Here is a 15,350-nt window from a genome sequence, read left to right as displayed (position 1 = left end):
GCTAAGGGTAGATAGGTAGGGTGCACCCTTCTATCAATGATTACCTATTCAGACTTCAGCCCCTAAAGCCTTAAGAATATTATGAAAGCCTGTCTCCCCGCTGTGTGTGATCCCAGTCTCTATGGTAAGTAAATTTTCTGGCGTACCCGTATTTTCTCGGTTGAAGGTTCTGTGAAGAAATCGGGGTGTCTTAACCATTGCAGGGCTTGAATTGTTTTTCTAGTAACAATTCCAGGGGATCGGTATTAGATGTTCAGTGGGGGATCGATTGCCCCGGACATTAGCCCCCGTTCCCCTCTGGTTACAAAGGGTGAAGCCCCTAGGGATCTTAACCCCCTTTAACAATTGCAGGGTCTGAGGGCGTCCAGAGGGCGTCTAGATTGAGGTGAGTGGCGGCGACCTCTAGGGCCGCCCGGTAGCCCATTTGGGACGCCCTCTGAGCATCGCGAGGGGCCTCCAGCCAGGGTAGAACCCCCAAAACTGGGGTTTGGGTAAGATTTTCCAGCAGGGGAATGGGAGCCCAAACGTCCTGCTGGGTTTCCGCCTCTGGGGTGCGGCAATTGAGGATCAGACCCCGGAGGGATAGGTGGTGCTGACGGGCTAGGGCCACATTGGCCACCGTCTGGGCGATGGCCCCTAGCTTGACGGGAATGACGAGTACCAAAGGCAGGTGCCATGCTGCTGCCAGATCCGCCACTGTCCATTCATGGGTGACCGGAGAGCCCAGCCCCCCTAAGGCTTCTACTAGAACCCGCTGGTGCTGCCCTAGAAGTCTTTGCAGTGCTTCCCAAACTGGAGCTAGGTCAATAGTGCGTCCCTCTTGGTCAGCGGCTAGAGGAGGAGCCAGGGGGGCTGAAAACCAGAGGGGATTGAGATCGGCAGGATTCTGGGTCAGGTCTGGGAAAAGGCGACTGTAGCATTCCCGATCCCCATAGCCCGTCTGCAAAGGTTTCATGACCGCGATTTCCGCCGGATCGCCATAGCGCAGCCCATGGGCCAGCAGGGCTGTAGTCACCACGGTTTTACCCACATCCGTGTCACTGCCTGCGATCAGCAGTGCCCGATCCATCGCTGCCGGGATCAATTTCGCACCCCTAACCGTAGGGTGAACTCGGCATCCCGAGGGGCGCTGACATCAATGGCGTATGCACCTCCCAAAGGCACCTTTCCCTGCCAAAACCGAATCCGTTCCGCATCGGGAATGAGCGTCCCCGAGGGTTGATTAATGGCAAACAGGACCGGACCTGACGCATCCTCTACATTCACCGTCAGGGTCTGGCCTTCCTGGATATTGATGACATAGCGCTGAATCCGACCCGACCCCACTCGGTTAGAAACTAAAAGGCTTTCTTCCCCCTGGGGAATACTGACCTGCTGTTCCGAGATGCTGGGAGCAGATTCAGGGGGGGATTCAGGGGGGCCAGGGGTCGGTTCTTCCGGCTCTGGGGCCGGATCCTCCAAGGCTACAGTCAGGGCGTAGTTGCTCTGGGTTAGTCCCTCTACGGGCTTAAGTTGCACCACGTATTCCCCTGTGAACTCCAGCGGCCCCGTCCAGCCCAGAACCCGACTGGCCTGACCATCCACCGGATTGCCGTTGGGGGCCAGCACCGTTAATAGCACCCCTTCTCCTGCCAGTTGTGCCCGCAGCGTTTGGCCTTGCTGTCCCTGGAAGCGGTAGTTCACTGTTTCATTGGCCCGCAGGCTGCCCTCCACCTCCGTTGACTCTCCCCCCCGCAGGTTGAGCTGTTGGCTGTACTCCACGGGCTCTGCTGGAGTTGTGGGCGTAGGTGAGGGGTCGGGGGTCGGGCTAGTAGTTTCTGGCTCTAGGGTGAGGGTGGGAGATGGAGGGGTCGTGTTGGGCTCACTCTGGTTGAGGGCATTCACTACCCCCCAACCGCCAATGCCCGCCACCACGGCAAGGCCCACCCCCATAGCGGCAACGGCCCAGGGATTTTCCCAAACGGAGCTGTCCTCTGCCACCATTGGCGGCGGTGCAGCGTGGGTGGGGCGGGCTCCAGGAGCGACGCCTGTAGTGGGTTGGTAGGGTCGGCCCACGGCCATGGTCCGCATCTGAGAAGAGGGCGGTACAGGCGTCGCTGGAAAGGCAGCGGGGGATGTCGCGATCGGGCCGAGGGGGGCACCGCCTAAGGCTTGGGCCATTTCACTGACGGACTGGAAGCGATCACCGGGGCGATAACTTAAAGCTTTGTTTATAACCTGGGCCAGATCGGGGCTGACATTGGCATACCGCTGCCAGTGCCAGGTGAGGTTGACATCATCGAATAGGTCTTGGGGTTCACGCCCGGTTAAGAGCACAACTGCGGTCACCGCTAGGGCGTAGAGATCGCTGTTGGGATAGGCGCGACCGGACTGCATTTGTTCGCTGGGGGCATAGCCAACCTTGCCTACGGTGGTGGCGGGGACGGTGGTTTCCGTCAGTTGAATGCGGGTAACGACCTCCTTCACCACCCCAAAGTCAATTAGGACGGGCAGGCGATCGCTGTTTCTCAACATCACGTTGTCGGGGCTAATATCTCGGTGGATAATACCCTTGGCGTGGATGTGGGCCAGCAATGGCAGCATCTGCCGCAAAAATTCCCGCACTTCAGATTCGGAGAAAGAGATGCCTTGGGGGCGGCGCTCGTTAAGGAGATCCCGGTAGGTGGTGCCGTCTACGTAGTCCTGCACCAGAAACAACCGCTGCTCGATCTCAAAGGTGGCCCGAAACTGGGGAATCTGGGGATGCTGAATTTGGTACAGGATCGCCGCTTCTCGCTGAAATAATTCTGTGGCCTTGCTGGAGAAGTGGTCTTCTCCCTGGCGGGGGACAAACTCTTTGATGGCGCATTGTTCGTCAAAGCGCCCTTGGTCTTCTGCCAGGTATGTACGGCCAAACCCTCCCTGTCCCAGCAGTTTGATTACACGGTAGCGATTTTGCAGCACAGTGCCGAGGGGCAGCGGGGGTTGCATGGCCGATATCCCTAAAACGTTGTCAATACAGTAGCGATCGCAGATGGAATCTGGGGGTATTCCGGAGCTGATTTCCAGCCGGGGGACACTCAGGGAATCCGCAGCGGTCGATTACTGATTGTAGAGCCTCAGCTTGAAAATTCTGGGGGATAGGTGTCAGGGGAGTAAACCGGAAAAGCGTTCTCCCCCCAAAAACTGCTCTGTGCCGGATGATCTGTTTGTCCTGGGATGCAGTGACTAGGGGCTGTGCGGCGTAAATACTCTGGCCGTTTCATCGTGGTACACCTCGGCCCCTCACCCTAGCCCTCTCCCACGGGGAGAGGGGACCAGAAAATGTTGAGTTGGCGCGACAATAGTGGACTGATTTACGCCCTGCGGTCCTAGGAGCTGTGCGGCGTAAATACTCTGGCCGTTTTATCGTGGTACACCTCGGCCCCTCACCCTAGCCCTCTCCCACGGGGCTACTGTGTACACACATCTCTCTGAGCAGTCACATTTTGGCGAATCCCCCGCGATCACCGCCCCCTTTTCAAGGGGGCTACTCCAATTCTGGATAGGACTGCCCCCCTTGAAAAGGGGGGTTGGGGGGATCAAACCCTAAACAAGACTCAACCGAAGACTTATGTATACACAGTAGCCCACGGGGAGAGGGGACCGGAAAATGTTGAGTTGGCGCGACAATAGTGGACTGATTTACGCCCTGCGGTCCTAGGGGCTGTGGGCAATCCAAGTCGGATTCCTGGTTATGGGGCGGTTACAGTCCCATAACCAGGAATTCATCCGTTAATGCGCTCTAATTGTCCGACAACCCAGGAACTCAGCTGCTGTTCCTCGCCTTGCAGTACTTCAAGAACCCGAGCCCCTAACGTTGTATAGGTATGGGTTGTTTCCTCATACAGTTTTACCAAGCGGTCATAATCTGGTATGGCCTGCTTCGGTGGCAAGGCCATTACCGCCAACGGAAAATCAGGTGAAGACTCTTTCACATCTGCAATCATCCAGGCCAAAGCATCTCTCACTGTTTCGGGGGGCTGCACCTCGAACGAAATGCCGTGAGCGGCAAAACAGGGTTTACCATTAGCCACTGCTACGTCAAACGTATGGGCTTGATGACGTCCCAACAGCTCATATTTTCTCTTTAATAGCCCCTTGGCCTTCTCGGGACCAACTTGCCGGATCAAAAGATCGCGAACAATGTTGATTGTTATCCGAGCAGCGGCTTGCCGATCTCGGGCCTTTGGCTGCTGCTCCATCTCCTTCAGATAGATTTGAGCCATATCCTCCAGCAGGTTTTCCGTTGGCTCCAGTGAGCCCTTAGGCTCCGTAAACTGAATCGCGTTCATCGACCCCTGAGCTACTTTCAGTAACCGTTCATGTCTTGGTAAACCGTTAGGCTGATCTCCTGGAAACACTTGCCCCAATTTTGCTGAGGCTTCCATCTGCCGTGCAAAATCCTTCAGAAGCGGCAAATCTTGTCGGTGGCCGAAACAACGTACCCGCTCCCAGCCCGCCAAAAATCGCACCAGTACCCTATCTTCATCAAACGCTACAACCCCAAAATTTATGCGCTCATCAGAGATCGGATCGGGCACATATTGAATCACGCTATAACGACTCACCATGGCTCTGTCCTCTATTCCTCTGCCTGAAGGGTGCTAGGCAACTCGCTCCGGCGATATAGCAAGTACTGCACCAATACCACTCGCTCTTCGATTGTAAGCCCCCATTCCTCTGGGATGGCGGCTACTGTATGCACGATCTCCTCTTCAGGGATCTGGGATAAAGCTAGCAATGCCTCTACCCAATCCTCAGGAGTCAGAGCACATACAGAAAAACACGAAGGAAGATAGGGGGGAGCAGCCTGTTGGAGATCTCTGACCGTCCACTCTGGGCCACCAGGGAAAAAATGGCCATGATCCACTGAGTAGACCAGCCGAGGGGGAGACTTGCTAAAGAGGAATTGCCAGTCACCTGGAACTACCCAAGCATAAAGCACAGCTAACCTGGCCAGACGCGAGCGGTTCTCCGGCTGACTGGTGGCAATTAGCTCAGGCTGATCCATGCAGTCTGGAATGAATCGGGTGCCGTGGGCGATCCCTGGTTGAAGATGAGACAGGTTTGGCTCAATCTCAATTAACGCTGAAGGAACATCAATCAGTTTTGGCTCTCCAACAGGAGCCCCAAGAAGCGTACCGAGACGGGCGACGACTTGGTCATTGATAATTTGGCGGCCTGCTTGACGACCTTTCACCATGTACTGCCCTCCATCTGCACAGTTCAACAGGACAGGCTGGGCCTTAGTGCGCCAAGCTCGGAGGTAGGTTCTAGCCTGGAGAGGGGGATCTTGTGTTGGAGATGCATTTTGGAGCATCTGTTTCCAGTGCTCATCTTCCTGATCTGTCCTGTTGGCCTCGTTTCTCACATACTTTCCTGACTGGTCAGAACCGTCAGCCCAGAGTATCGCAAAACTTGAACTGGGAAGAAGCTACCATCCCGTATTGGGCACCCTATGAGGTAGGGGCTGTGGACAATCAAAGTCAGAAGCTTTATTCAGGAGGGCGGGCGTGGTCATATCTACCCCACTGAGGACGAGGAATCGTCCAATTCCCGATCGCTTAGGATCCGTTCTGCGATCGCAAGATCGCTGGGGGTGGTGATCTTGAGGTTGGTTTCCTCCCCCGGCACGATGGTCACGGGCAGGCCGATTTTTTCAAACAGAGCGGCGTCATCGGTAACGGCCCAGCCCTCCGCCAGACCGCGATCGTGGGCCTGTTTTAGCAGGGGTACGGCAAACCCTTGGGGGGTCTGGGCGGCCCAGAGGGTGGCTCGATCGGGGGTGGCGACAATGATGCCATCGGTCCCGACAACCTTGATGGTGTCCTTGACGGGGACAGCGGCGATAAGACCGGGGCAGGTGTGGAGGTCTGCCCCACAGCGGTCAAACAGTCCCGGCGTCGCCAGACACCGTGCCCCATCGTGAATCAGTACCCGCTCTACTCCTGAGGGTAGGTTCTGGAGGCCGTTGTAAACCGATGCTTGCCGTGTGTCGCCACCGGGGATGAAGGTAATGGGTTTGGTCAGGGCCAAGGTGGGGAGTAGGCTTTCTAGAAACGGGCGGTCGCTGGGCTGGCAGATGATGCCAATCCAGTCCAGTGTCGCTGCTGCCTCCGCCGCCAGTAGGGTCCAGGCGATGATGGGCTGGCCCCGCAGGGTCAATAGCAGCTTGTTGCGATCGCTGCCCATGCGTCGTCCCATTCCGGCGGCTGGAATCAACAAATGCACGGGCGTCTCCTCGACATAAAGGTCTATTTTCCAACCCTACCGTGAATTTCGGCGGCAAAAATACCGGGTTAGGGATAGCCCGACAGGGTGACTTCAATAGGGTGACTTCAATCTGGCATGACAGTCCCGCTATCCCGCTATCTCCTACTTTGTCAGCTATAACGCACCTGGAGGGGCCACGTTCCACTAGAATGTGGGACGATAAGGCAGGACACTCAGCATATGCGCGTACTGGCTCTGGTTCCGGGAGGAATTAGCGAACAGCTTCTTTTCTTCCCGACCCTCGAACATATCAAGCAGGCATTTCCCAAAGCTGAGATTGCCATCGTGGCGGAACCCGTCTCTGGGTCGGCCTACCGGGTCTCCACCTTGGTGAAGGATGTATTTCCCTACAGCTTTTCCAAGCCCAACAGTCCGGCAGACTGGGCCAATCTTTTGGGGATTATTCGCGATCGCGAATTTGAAGCCGTTCTCACCGTCACCCCCAAAACCTCTCTAGGGTTGATGCTTTGGCTAAGTGGCATTCCCACCCGTGTGAGCTATCAAACGGGAATTAGTAATGTCTTAATGACAGCTACAGTTCCGGCTAAACCCAAGCAATACCAAGCCTTTCAATACCATGACCTACTGGCTGCCTTGGACATTACTGGTCCCTGCCCCGCCGCCACCATCAATGTGCCCCAAAAGGACATCGACTGGGTCGGTCGCCAAACTAAGGAGCAGGGTATTGGCGATCAGGGCTACGTGCTGTTCTACGGCGGTCCCGTGGATGGCACCCAAGGCGACCTCTATCCGGTGGAAAGCTGGGCCGCAATCGCCCAAGACTTTCAGGCTCGCCAGCCCGGACTACCGCTGGTGGTGGTGCAACAGCCAGAAACTGCTGACCTAGTCAAGGCGTTAACCCAGATTCAACCTAATCTCAAGGTGATTCGCCCCGAAAATATTGGCCAGATGGCCTCCCTGATTGCCGGGGCAAACTTGATGATCGCCACCGACAGCTACCCCCTGCAACTGGGCATCGCGCTGAATGTCTTTACCGTGGCCCTGTTTGGCAGTAACGTCCCGGAGCGCCGACTACCGCCGGTAGACGGTACGGAAACCCGGTTTGTGGGATTGACGGCATCAAGCGGTAAGGTGGCAGATATCACCCCTGAGACGGTGTTAAAGAAAATCTGGGGAGAAGGCTAGCTGTATTATTTTTCCTTGGCTACCTTTCCCTCTGCTGTGATGGGTTTAATGGGATAAACAACCATGGATAAAATCAAGACACAGGCTAGTAAAGTTGGGGAACTCCTATTCGCGCCAGACACTGGCGCGGCCTACAAGAAGACCCTCACCCTCACCTGGGACATCCTACGAGAAACGGGACTACTGCTGTGGCTAGTGATCTGTTTCGTCTTTGTCGGTGGAGAGTGGTTCTGGAACAGCGCCATTAGCCTGGGACAGAAGGGTCGAACTTGGTATGAAGGACTCAGTCAAGAGACCACTACCGAACCTAAATCTGCAGGGGAAATCGGTCAGTCCCTATTGGTCGCGGGGGAAAATAGTGCGGCCTTCCTGCTCTACCAGGCTAAGAAACAATTGGGTATCGATGCTGAGCCTCCCCAGCCCAAGGTTCCTGCTCCTCCCCAAGCGTCTGCCCCGAAACCCCCGACCGCTGCTACGGTCTCCTCAGCGCCAGTCTCCTCAACAGTGGACATGCCCACTGCACCTGCTCCAACAGCGCCTGCCCCAACAGCAGTAGACAGTGAGCCAGAAGAAGGCAGCGAACCAGAAGAGGAGTAGGGAGAGTTCTCCAGGGTGCAACCCCACTCGCAGAGAAGCTATTCCGTGTCTACCCTGAATTCCTATTCCAGGGTGGAAGAGCAACTTTGAATCCGGTTCCCCTTTTTCCAGTGGAAAAAGGGGAACCGGATCCCATTTAGCTGCAACATGCTAAAACACGTCGGCGGGGTCGGTGGTGACGGCCTTGCGAACGGAGATCAGGCCAGAGGCGCTACACATGACGATGGTGAGGAGCAACACAAAGATGATGCGGGAGAAGGTCATGGCGACGGGGAGGCTGCCAGCGGTGGCGGTGACGGTAAGTTCGTAGAGGCCCAGGGAGATGATCAATCCTGGCACGTAGCCCATGAGCGCTAGTATTACTGCCTCTTGGAGCACCAGTTGAAATAGGTATAGGCCGCTGTAGCCCATGGCCTTGAGCGTGGCGTACTCCATCATGTGGTCGCGGATATCGGTGTAGAGAATCTGATAGACGATGACGGTGCCAACGATAAACGAGACGACTACCCCAAGACCAAAGATGAAGCCGATGGCGGTGGTTTCCATCCAAAAGCGGCGGTCATTGTCGATGATTTGGGCTTTGGTATAGACCATGACATCGGCGGGGAGACGGGCCTCCATCAGGGGAATGACCCGGTTGGGGTCGGTGCCCGGTGTGAGTTTGATCACCCCTAGGTTAATCAGATTGAGGGGGCGGGGGCTAAAAAAGCGCCGGAAGTTCTGATCACTCATGATCACGGTGCCATCGGCAGCAAAGCCCCCGCCAAGGGTGTATTGGCCCCCAATGGTGACCCGCCGCCGCCCTGCCTCGGTTTCTAGGCCCGTGGTTTGGGGGCCAAATTCCTCGCGGGAAAGGCGGTCAATAAAGACTATGTTGGGCTGGGAGAGGGATGCGATCGCAGTTTCATCCTGGAGTTCCGGCATCAGAAAAACCGGATCCTGGGGATTGATGCCATAGACGAACATGGCCCGACTAACGCCAGTATCGGGGTTGCGCCACAACAGATATTCCGCATACAGAGGCATCACCCGCTCCACGCCTTCGATACCTGCTACCTGATAAAGGCGCGATCGCGGAAAGGACTTAGAGGAACTAATCTCCAACGTTTGGGGAGAGAGGAGAAAAATATCCCCATTGAACTGGTCGTAGATATTGGTCGCGGTCGCCAGCAATGCCCCCCGGAACCCTAGATTCATAAAAATCAAAAGCACCGCAAAGCCTACCCCCGCGATCGCCACCCCCAATCGAGTGCGCTCGTGGAGCAGATTCAGCCAAGCCAACGGAGTCCGCCCCATTCACCTCTCCACATCAATCAACACATCCACCTGCAAATTGGTCAATCCTCGTACCACCTCACTCTGGTCAATCCGTACCCGCACCTCCACCACCCGAGCATCAGCATTGGCGGTGGGGTCATCGTCCAGCACATCATTTTTGAAAATTTGCAACCCCACCTGCTCCACTGTGCCCGTTAAGGTTTGATCAAAGGCTCCATTGCGACTCGTGATATTGGCCCGTTGTCCCACCGCCACCAGCCCTACATCGGTCTCATAGACCTCCGCTACCACATACATTTGCTCCGTATTCCCTAAGGCCAGAATCGGCTGACTGGGGCTAATGGCCTCTCCCGGTTCCCCGTAGAGCCGCAGCACCTGGCCCGCACTAGGGGCGCGGACAATGGTTTGGGCCAGTCGTGCCTCTGCTAAGACTAGATTCTGAGCCGCTGACTCTACCTGTACTTGAGCTTGGGCCAGTTGCAGACTTGCCGCCTGGGAACCAACCTGGGCCTGGGCATTGGTGAGGCCGCTGGACCGGGCAGCTTGGAGTTCGCGCCTCCGGTTTTCAGCGCTGTCAATCTGTCGTCGCAGTTGGGTAACCACAGTCTGTTGCTGATCCAGGTCTTGGCGAGAGATTGCCCCATCTTGGTGCAGGCGCTGGAATCGAGCCAAATCCAGCTCGGCTCCATTGAGTTGGGCCTGCAAACTGGCAATGGTGTCCTGTTGGGCTTGGATGGCGGCAGCCTGGGGACCGTCGATTTGCCCAATGCGGGTCTGGGCTTCTTGGATGTTGGCTTCTCCGGCCTGGGTCTGGGCCGCTAGCAGGGCGCGAGCCTCTGTGAGTTGGCTGGCGGCATAGTCTCGCTCCGCTAACCGCACATCATAGAGATCTAGATAGGCTAAAACCTGATTGGCGGTGATCTGATCCCCTTCTGCCACCATCAATCGTTCTAGACGCCCACTCTCTGAAGGCACTACCTCCACCACTCGGCCAGCGGGCTCCACCCGACCTAGGGCCGCCACCTGAACCTGCTGGGGGGGTGGGACCACGGTTTCCGCTTGCTCTGCTCGGCGGGCCTCGATCAGCGATCGCACTCCCCAAAACGTTCCCCCCGCCAGCACAATCAGGACGCCGACTAAAATCCAGGGCATTGTTCCCGAGAGGGGCCATTGGGGGCGATTAGTGGCCATAGAGTAGCGGTTCCTTATTCCGAAAAAGAGAGAGGATTACGAGGCGAAAACCCTATCTAGGGTAACTGTACCGTTTAGTGTAGTGGGGTGACTTAACCTTATATTCCGCCAGCACCCAAAGGGTTTACCGTTGAGGTACACCAGAATCCCCGATATCCCCCTAGTCTTGAGGACTGTGCCATGGATCGTTCCAAAGTTGTTGCCATACTAACCGGGGCCGTGTCGCTGCTTCTGGCGATCGCCTACCTGCTTCTCGTCCAACTCCTCGACTTCCGGGGCGAGATGCTTCCCGCTCCTATCGGTACCCTATTTCATTGGGGCTAGGGGCCTGTCGCCGGGGAAAGACTGAGGTTTTTAGCAATCACCTTGGGCAAAGGGATGACTGCCGCCGCTTAATGCCGATCCCTTAACCGTAGTGATCGCCGGTAACTTTGCCGCGAAACACAACGTACTGATAAATGTTGTAGGCCAGCATGATGGGAATCAGAAAGCCAATAAAGATGATCATAAAGACCAGGGAACTAGGGGCAGCGGCGGCAGCGTAGATCGTCACCTGGGTGGGGATGATGTAGGGGAAGACAATCAGAGCCAGACCTAGGAACGTCAACAGAAAAATTAGAATCGTCCACAGGAAGGGAGCGCGCTCAGCCTCGGCATTGAGGCTCTTGATCAGTTGCCAGACTAAAAAGAGTCCCAAGAGGGGAATCACGGCAAATAGGTACACTTGGGGCGCTTGAAACAAGCGATCGCGGGCATATTCGATCAGTACCGGGGTTGTAATCGTAATCAGCAACGCCCCAATTAGGGTGGTGATTGCCGCGAGTTTGGCGGTGCGGTAGTGGGTGGCTTGCAGGGGTCCCTCAGTTTTCATAATTAAATAGGTGGACCCGATCAGCACATAGCCCTGGATCAGGGTGAGGGCTATCAAGATGGAAGGCAGGTTCAGCCAATCCCAGGTGCCGCCGATGAAGTGACCGCCACTATCTACCTCAATACCTCCCAGGACACCGCCCAGGGCAAAGCCTTGGCCCAGGGCGGCCATAAAGCTACCGGCTCCAAAGGCAAGGTTCCACAATACTTTGTTGTCGGAATGCTCGCGAAACTCAAAGGCCACCGCCCGAAAGATCAGCCCAAAAATCATGATCCAGATGGGCAGATAGAGGGCGGTCAAAATGGTGCCGTAGGCTAGGGGAAAGGCTCCAAAGAGACTGCCCCCCATGATCACCAGCCACGTTTCATTGGCGTCCCAGACGTTGCCCAGGCTGGTCATAAGAATGCCCCGCCGCTCTTCGGTCGAGGAGGTCAGCGACAGGATGCCCACCCCTAGGTCGAAGCCGTCGAGCATGACATAGAGAAACAGAAACAGGGCCAGAATGGCGAACCAGACTTGGGGTAGAAAGTAGGTAAGAGATTCCATGGCCTGATCATACCGATTTAGGCGTGTTTCAGCTAAATCCCGTTCCCAGTGGGGGTACGAAATATAGCGGCTCCCTAATGTGTGAGGTACACCTCAACTTCTTCATGGCACTTCGGCGAACAAGGGGCTTAAGCCCCTTGCCTGTACTTAACCCGAGTGGGAACCGCAATCAGACCCGTAGCGGTCATCTTCGGCCTAAGATCTACCCAGGGGTCTCTATACAAGGGGGCTCCAAAGGGGCAGGCTAGAATGCAGCCTCGGTTGTAAACGTTGGGGGCGATGGCGGCGATGGTGAGTCAACTGAATCTACCCCAGGATCGGCCTCCTGAGGCTCAGGACTGGACCGCCCTAGCCCAGGAATTTGCGGCGGTGCTGGGGAAAAAGGCGGTGGTGCGCCGCCAAGAGGAACTGCTGGTGTATGAATGTGATGGCCTCACCAGCTATCGCCAGCGGCCTCCCCTAGTGGTGCTGCCCCGGACGACGGAGCAGGTGGCGGCGGCAGTGCAGATCTGCGATCGCAATAACGTCCCCTTTGTAGCCCGAGGGGCAGGTACGGGGCTTTCTGGTGGAGCCCTGCCGGTGGAAAATGCGGTACTGATCGTCACCGCCCCCATGAACCAGATTTTGAACGTGGACTTGGACAACCAACGGGTGACGGTGCAACCGGGTGTGATCAACACCTGGGTCACCCAGGCCGTCAGCGGAGCCGGGTTCTACTATGCGCCGGATCCCTCCAGCCAGACCGTCTGCTCCATTGGCGGCAACGTGGCGGAAAATTCCGGCGGGGTCCATTGTCTGAAATATGGCGTTACCACCAACCACGTCCTGGGGCTGAAGCTAGTGTTACCCAATGGCGAGGTAGTGGAAATCGGCGGTGGGGTGGCGGAGCCGCCGGGATACGATCTGACCGGCGTATTTGTCGGCTCCGAAGGCACCCTGGGCATCGTTACGGAAATTACCCTACGCATTCTCAAAGCACCAGAGGCCATCAACGTCCTACTGGCGGACTTCACCAGCGTCGAGGCGGCGGGGGCCACGGTGTCGGACATTATCGGCGCGGGCATCATTCCGGCGGGGCTGGAGATGATGGACAATTTCAGCATCAATGCCGTGGAGGACGTGGTGCAAACCGCCTGCTATCCCCGTGATGCCACCGCCATTTTGCTGATCGAAATTGATGGGCTACCTGCTGAGGTCGCCGCCAGCCGCGATCGCATCGCCGCCCTGTGCCACCAGAATGGAGCCCGCCAGGTCACCGTCGCCGCCGACCCCGAGGAGCGGCTGCGACTCTGGAAGGGACGCAAAGCCGCCTTTGCCGCCATGGGCAAACTCAGCCCCGACTACTACGTGCAGGATGGCGTCATTCCCCGCACCCAACTCCCCTACGTGCTGCGGGAAATCGCCGCCCTGGGGGAACAGCACGGCTATCGGGTGGCCAATGTCTTCCACGCCGGAGACGGCAACCTCCATCCCCTGATCCTCTACAACAACCAGATTCCCGGCCAGCTAGAAGCGGTGGAGGCCCTGGGGGGTGACATCCTCAAACTCTGTGTCCAGGTTGGTGGGAGTATCTCTGGGGAGCACGGCATCGGTGCGGACAAGCGGTGCTATATGGCAGACATGTTTTCCCCCACGGATCTAGAAACCATGCAGTGGGTGCGGGCGGCCTGGAATCCTAAGGGGTTGGCCAACCCCACCAAACTTTTTCCCACCCCCCGCACCTGTGGCGAAGGGGCACGGGCGACCGTCGATCCCCAGTTCACGACGTTGGAGCGGTTTTAGTGGGACGGCGTCTCCAAAGATCCTGGCCAATGGTGATAGTCTCCGACCGGCCTTTGGCCATCGCCATTGGTCTGGCCATCCTCCTGGGAGTTATCCTGCGCTGCTGGGGGCTGGATCACAAACTGTTCTGGGTCGATGAGGTCTATACCCAATTCAACATCGGCGGCTATACCAACGGCGAGGTGGCCACTCTGTTCCATCCTCCCCATCTGACCACCGCCGAGGATCTGCTGGAGGAGATCGCCCTGAAGCCCAATCGCGGTTTAGGAGCCATGGTCCACAGCCTGATTACGGAGGACACGACCCATGTGCCCCTGTACTACGCCCTGACCCATCTCTGGGTGCGGGTCTTTGGCAGCTCCGTCAGCGCCCTCCGCAGCACCGCCGTCCTCTTTAGCCTGCTGGCCCTGCCCAGTTTCTATGCCCTGGCCCTGGGCCTATTTCGCAGCCGCTTGCGGGCTGGGCTAGCGGTAGCCCTCATGGCGGTGTCCCCCTTCCATGGCCTCTACGCCCAGGAGGCCCGCCCCTATAGTTTGTGGCTGCTGCTCACGGTGCTCTCCAGTGCGCTGCTGGTGCAATCCCTACACCGCCGCCGCTGGCAAGATTGGGGACTGTACGGCCTCAGCGCCAGTTTGGGACTCTACACCTTCCTCTATATGCCGCTGGTGTTGCTGGCCCAATGCCTTTACGTCCTGGGGCTGGAGTGGGGCCGCTGGACGCTGACCCTGCGGCGGTATTGGGTGGCCGCGATCGCGGCGGCGATATCCTTTTTACCCTGGCTGGTGGCCATCGCCCCCTACCGGGCCAACCTCACGGGCAACACCCGCTGGCAGGTCCAATCCGCCAGCACCAGTCCCTGGGAATTACTGCACAATCTGGGCCTAACCCTGACCCGAGGCTTTATCGATTTTGACTGGAACTACAACTTCAGCCTGGGAAACTGGTGGCCCTACGGCTTGGTGGTCCTCGCCACGGTGGCCCTCGTGGGCTACAGCTTTGGCCTGAGTATTCGCCACAGTCCCCGCCAGTCTTGGCTGCTGCCGCTGCTGTTATTTCTAGTTCCCCTGGCTGCGATCGCGGTTTTGGAAATCGCTATCGGCCAACAGCAGTCCGGCATTCCTCGCTATTTCACCCCCTGCTATGTCGGGGCGGAACTGGCGGTGGCCTACAGCTTGGGCCATTGGCTAGAAGGAGCATCCCGCCGCCTCGGCATCCTGGTAGCGACGGCAATCCTAGCCATCGGAGCCCTGTCCTACGGCAATAATGCGATCGCGCCCACCTGGTGGCACAAATCCGGCCACTACATTCCCGTCGTTGCCCAGATCATAGGAGCCAGGGATCGGCCCCTAGTGCTGCTTGACAGCGATGCCTGGAGCTTTGCCTTGGCCCACCGACTGCCCCCCACCACAGCCCTCATTCCCTTCAACAGCACCCTAGGAATGCCAGCGGTTCCCCCCGGCTATAGCGACTACTTTCTGGCCTATCCCCCCGCCGACTGGATGGCAGAATACGGTGCCGCCAGCGGCTATACCTTAACCCCCCTAGAAAATCTAGAAAATGTCCCCATTTGGAGCCTCACTGTTGAATAGCGATTGAATAGCGATCCGCAAGTATCCCCTAAAGAACTTTCCCAGGTAGCAACGGC

Annotated in this window: 13 protein-coding genes; 5 read left to right on the top strand and 8 right to left on the bottom strand. The window is 57.3% G+C overall.

What is annotated here, in order from left to right:
• Positions 1–328: 328 nt before the first annotated feature.
• From bioD to ispD, 5 genes are all read right to left on the bottom strand, one after another.
• Complete coding sequence (gene bioD / locus LEP6406_RS0207405) at positions 329–1,084, bottom strand: dethiobiotin synthase (protein ID WP_225886450.1); 756 nt, start codon at positions 1,082–1,084, stop codon at positions 329–331.
• Complete coding sequence (locus LEP6406_RS0207400; RefSeq protein WP_008308906.1) at positions 1,081–2,970, bottom strand: serine/threonine-protein kinase; 1,890 nt, start codon at positions 2,968–2,970, stop codon at positions 1,081–1,083. The genes bioD and LEP6406_RS0207400 overlap by 4 nt, the downstream gene beginning before the upstream one ends.
• A gap of 776 nt (positions 2,971–3,746) precedes the next feature.
• Complete coding sequence (locus LEP6406_RS30985; RefSeq protein ID WP_008309080.1) at positions 3,747–4,592, bottom strand: DUF3037 domain-containing protein; 846 nt, start codon at positions 4,590–4,592, stop codon at positions 3,747–3,749.
• Positions 4,593–4,603: 11 nt separating this feature from the next.
• Complete coding sequence (locus tag LEP6406_RS0207390) at positions 4,604–5,341, bottom strand: HipA family kinase (protein ID WP_027268929.1); 738 nt, start codon at positions 5,339–5,341, stop codon at positions 4,604–4,606.
• A 203-nt stretch (positions 5,342–5,544) separates the two neighbouring features.
• A complete protein-coding gene (gene ispD, locus LEP6406_RS0207385; protein WP_008309084.1) occupies positions 5,545–6,252 on the bottom strand; it encodes a 2-C-methyl-D-erythritol 4-phosphate cytidylyltransferase in 708 nt (235 codons plus the stop codon).
• Positions 6,253–6,474: 222 nt separating this feature from the next.
• On the opposite strand from ispD, the gene LEP6406_RS0207380 reads away from it, so the two are divergent.
• Both LEP6406_RS0207380 and LEP6406_RS30075 read left to right on the top strand, forming a co-directional pair.
• Positions 6,475–7,440, top strand: coding sequence for a glycosyltransferase family 9 protein (locus LEP6406_RS0207380; RefSeq protein WP_008309087.1), 966 nt, complete (start codon positions 6,475–6,477; stop codon positions 7,438–7,440).
• 63 nt (positions 7,441–7,503) lie between these two features.
• Positions 7,504–8,037, top strand: a complete 534-nt coding sequence (locus LEP6406_RS30075) for a hypothetical protein (protein ID WP_008309088.1) — start codon at positions 7,504–7,506, stop codon at positions 8,035–8,037.
• Between the two features lie 150 nt (positions 8,038–8,187).
• Here the strand turns inward: LEP6406_RS30075 and devC are convergent, their stop codons facing one another.
• The gene (devC, locus tag LEP6406_RS0207370; protein WP_008309089.1) at positions 8,188–9,333 is read right to left on the bottom strand and encodes an ABC transporter permease DevC; all 1,146 of its coding nucleotides are present in this window, start codon (positions 9,331–9,333) and stop codon (positions 8,188–8,190) included.
• A complete protein-coding gene (locus LEP6406_RS0207365; protein ID WP_008309092.1) occupies positions 9,334–10,506 on the bottom strand; it encodes an efflux RND transporter periplasmic adaptor subunit in 1,173 nt (390 codons plus the stop codon).
• 180 nt (positions 10,507–10,686) lie between these two features.
• Here LEP6406_RS0207365 and LEP6406_RS33540 point away from each other — a divergent pair, with 180 nt between their 5' ends.
• Positions 10,687–10,830 carry a hypothetical protein gene (locus LEP6406_RS33540; protein WP_008309093.1) on the top strand — a complete coding sequence of 48 codons (144 nt, stop codon included), beginning with the start codon at positions 10,687–10,689 and terminating at the stop codon, positions 10,828–10,830.
• Positions 10,831–10,912: 82 nt separating this feature from the next.
• Here LEP6406_RS33540 and cydB read toward each other — a convergent pair whose 3' ends face one another.
• Positions 10,913–11,923, bottom strand: a complete 1,011-nt coding sequence (gene cydB / locus LEP6406_RS0207355; protein WP_008309095.1) for a cytochrome d ubiquinol oxidase subunit II — start codon at positions 11,921–11,923, stop codon at positions 10,913–10,915.
• 288 nt (positions 11,924–12,211) lie between these two features.
• Here cydB and LEP6406_RS0207350 point away from each other — a divergent pair, with 288 nt between their 5' ends.
• Positions 12,212–13,705, top strand: a complete 1,494-nt coding sequence (locus LEP6406_RS0207350) for an FAD-linked oxidase C-terminal domain-containing protein (protein ID WP_036029637.1) — start codon at positions 12,212–12,214, stop codon at positions 13,703–13,705.
• 29 nt (positions 13,706–13,734) lie between these two features.
• Positions 13,735–15,294 (top strand): glycosyltransferase family 39 protein, encoded by a 1,560-nt coding sequence (locus LEP6406_RS0207345; RefSeq protein ID WP_008309097.1) that lies wholly within the window; start codon positions 13,735–13,737, stop codon positions 15,292–15,294.
• The last annotated feature ends 56 nt before the right edge of the window (positions 15,295–15,350 follow it).

Origin of the sequence: Leptolyngbya sp. PCC 6406 (assembly GCF_000332095.2) — a bacterium.
Classification (GTDB): Bacteria; Cyanobacteriota; Cyanobacteriia; order Phormidesmidales; family Phormidesmidaceae; genus PCC-6406.
This window is presented reverse-complemented; position numbering and strand designations above follow the sequence as displayed.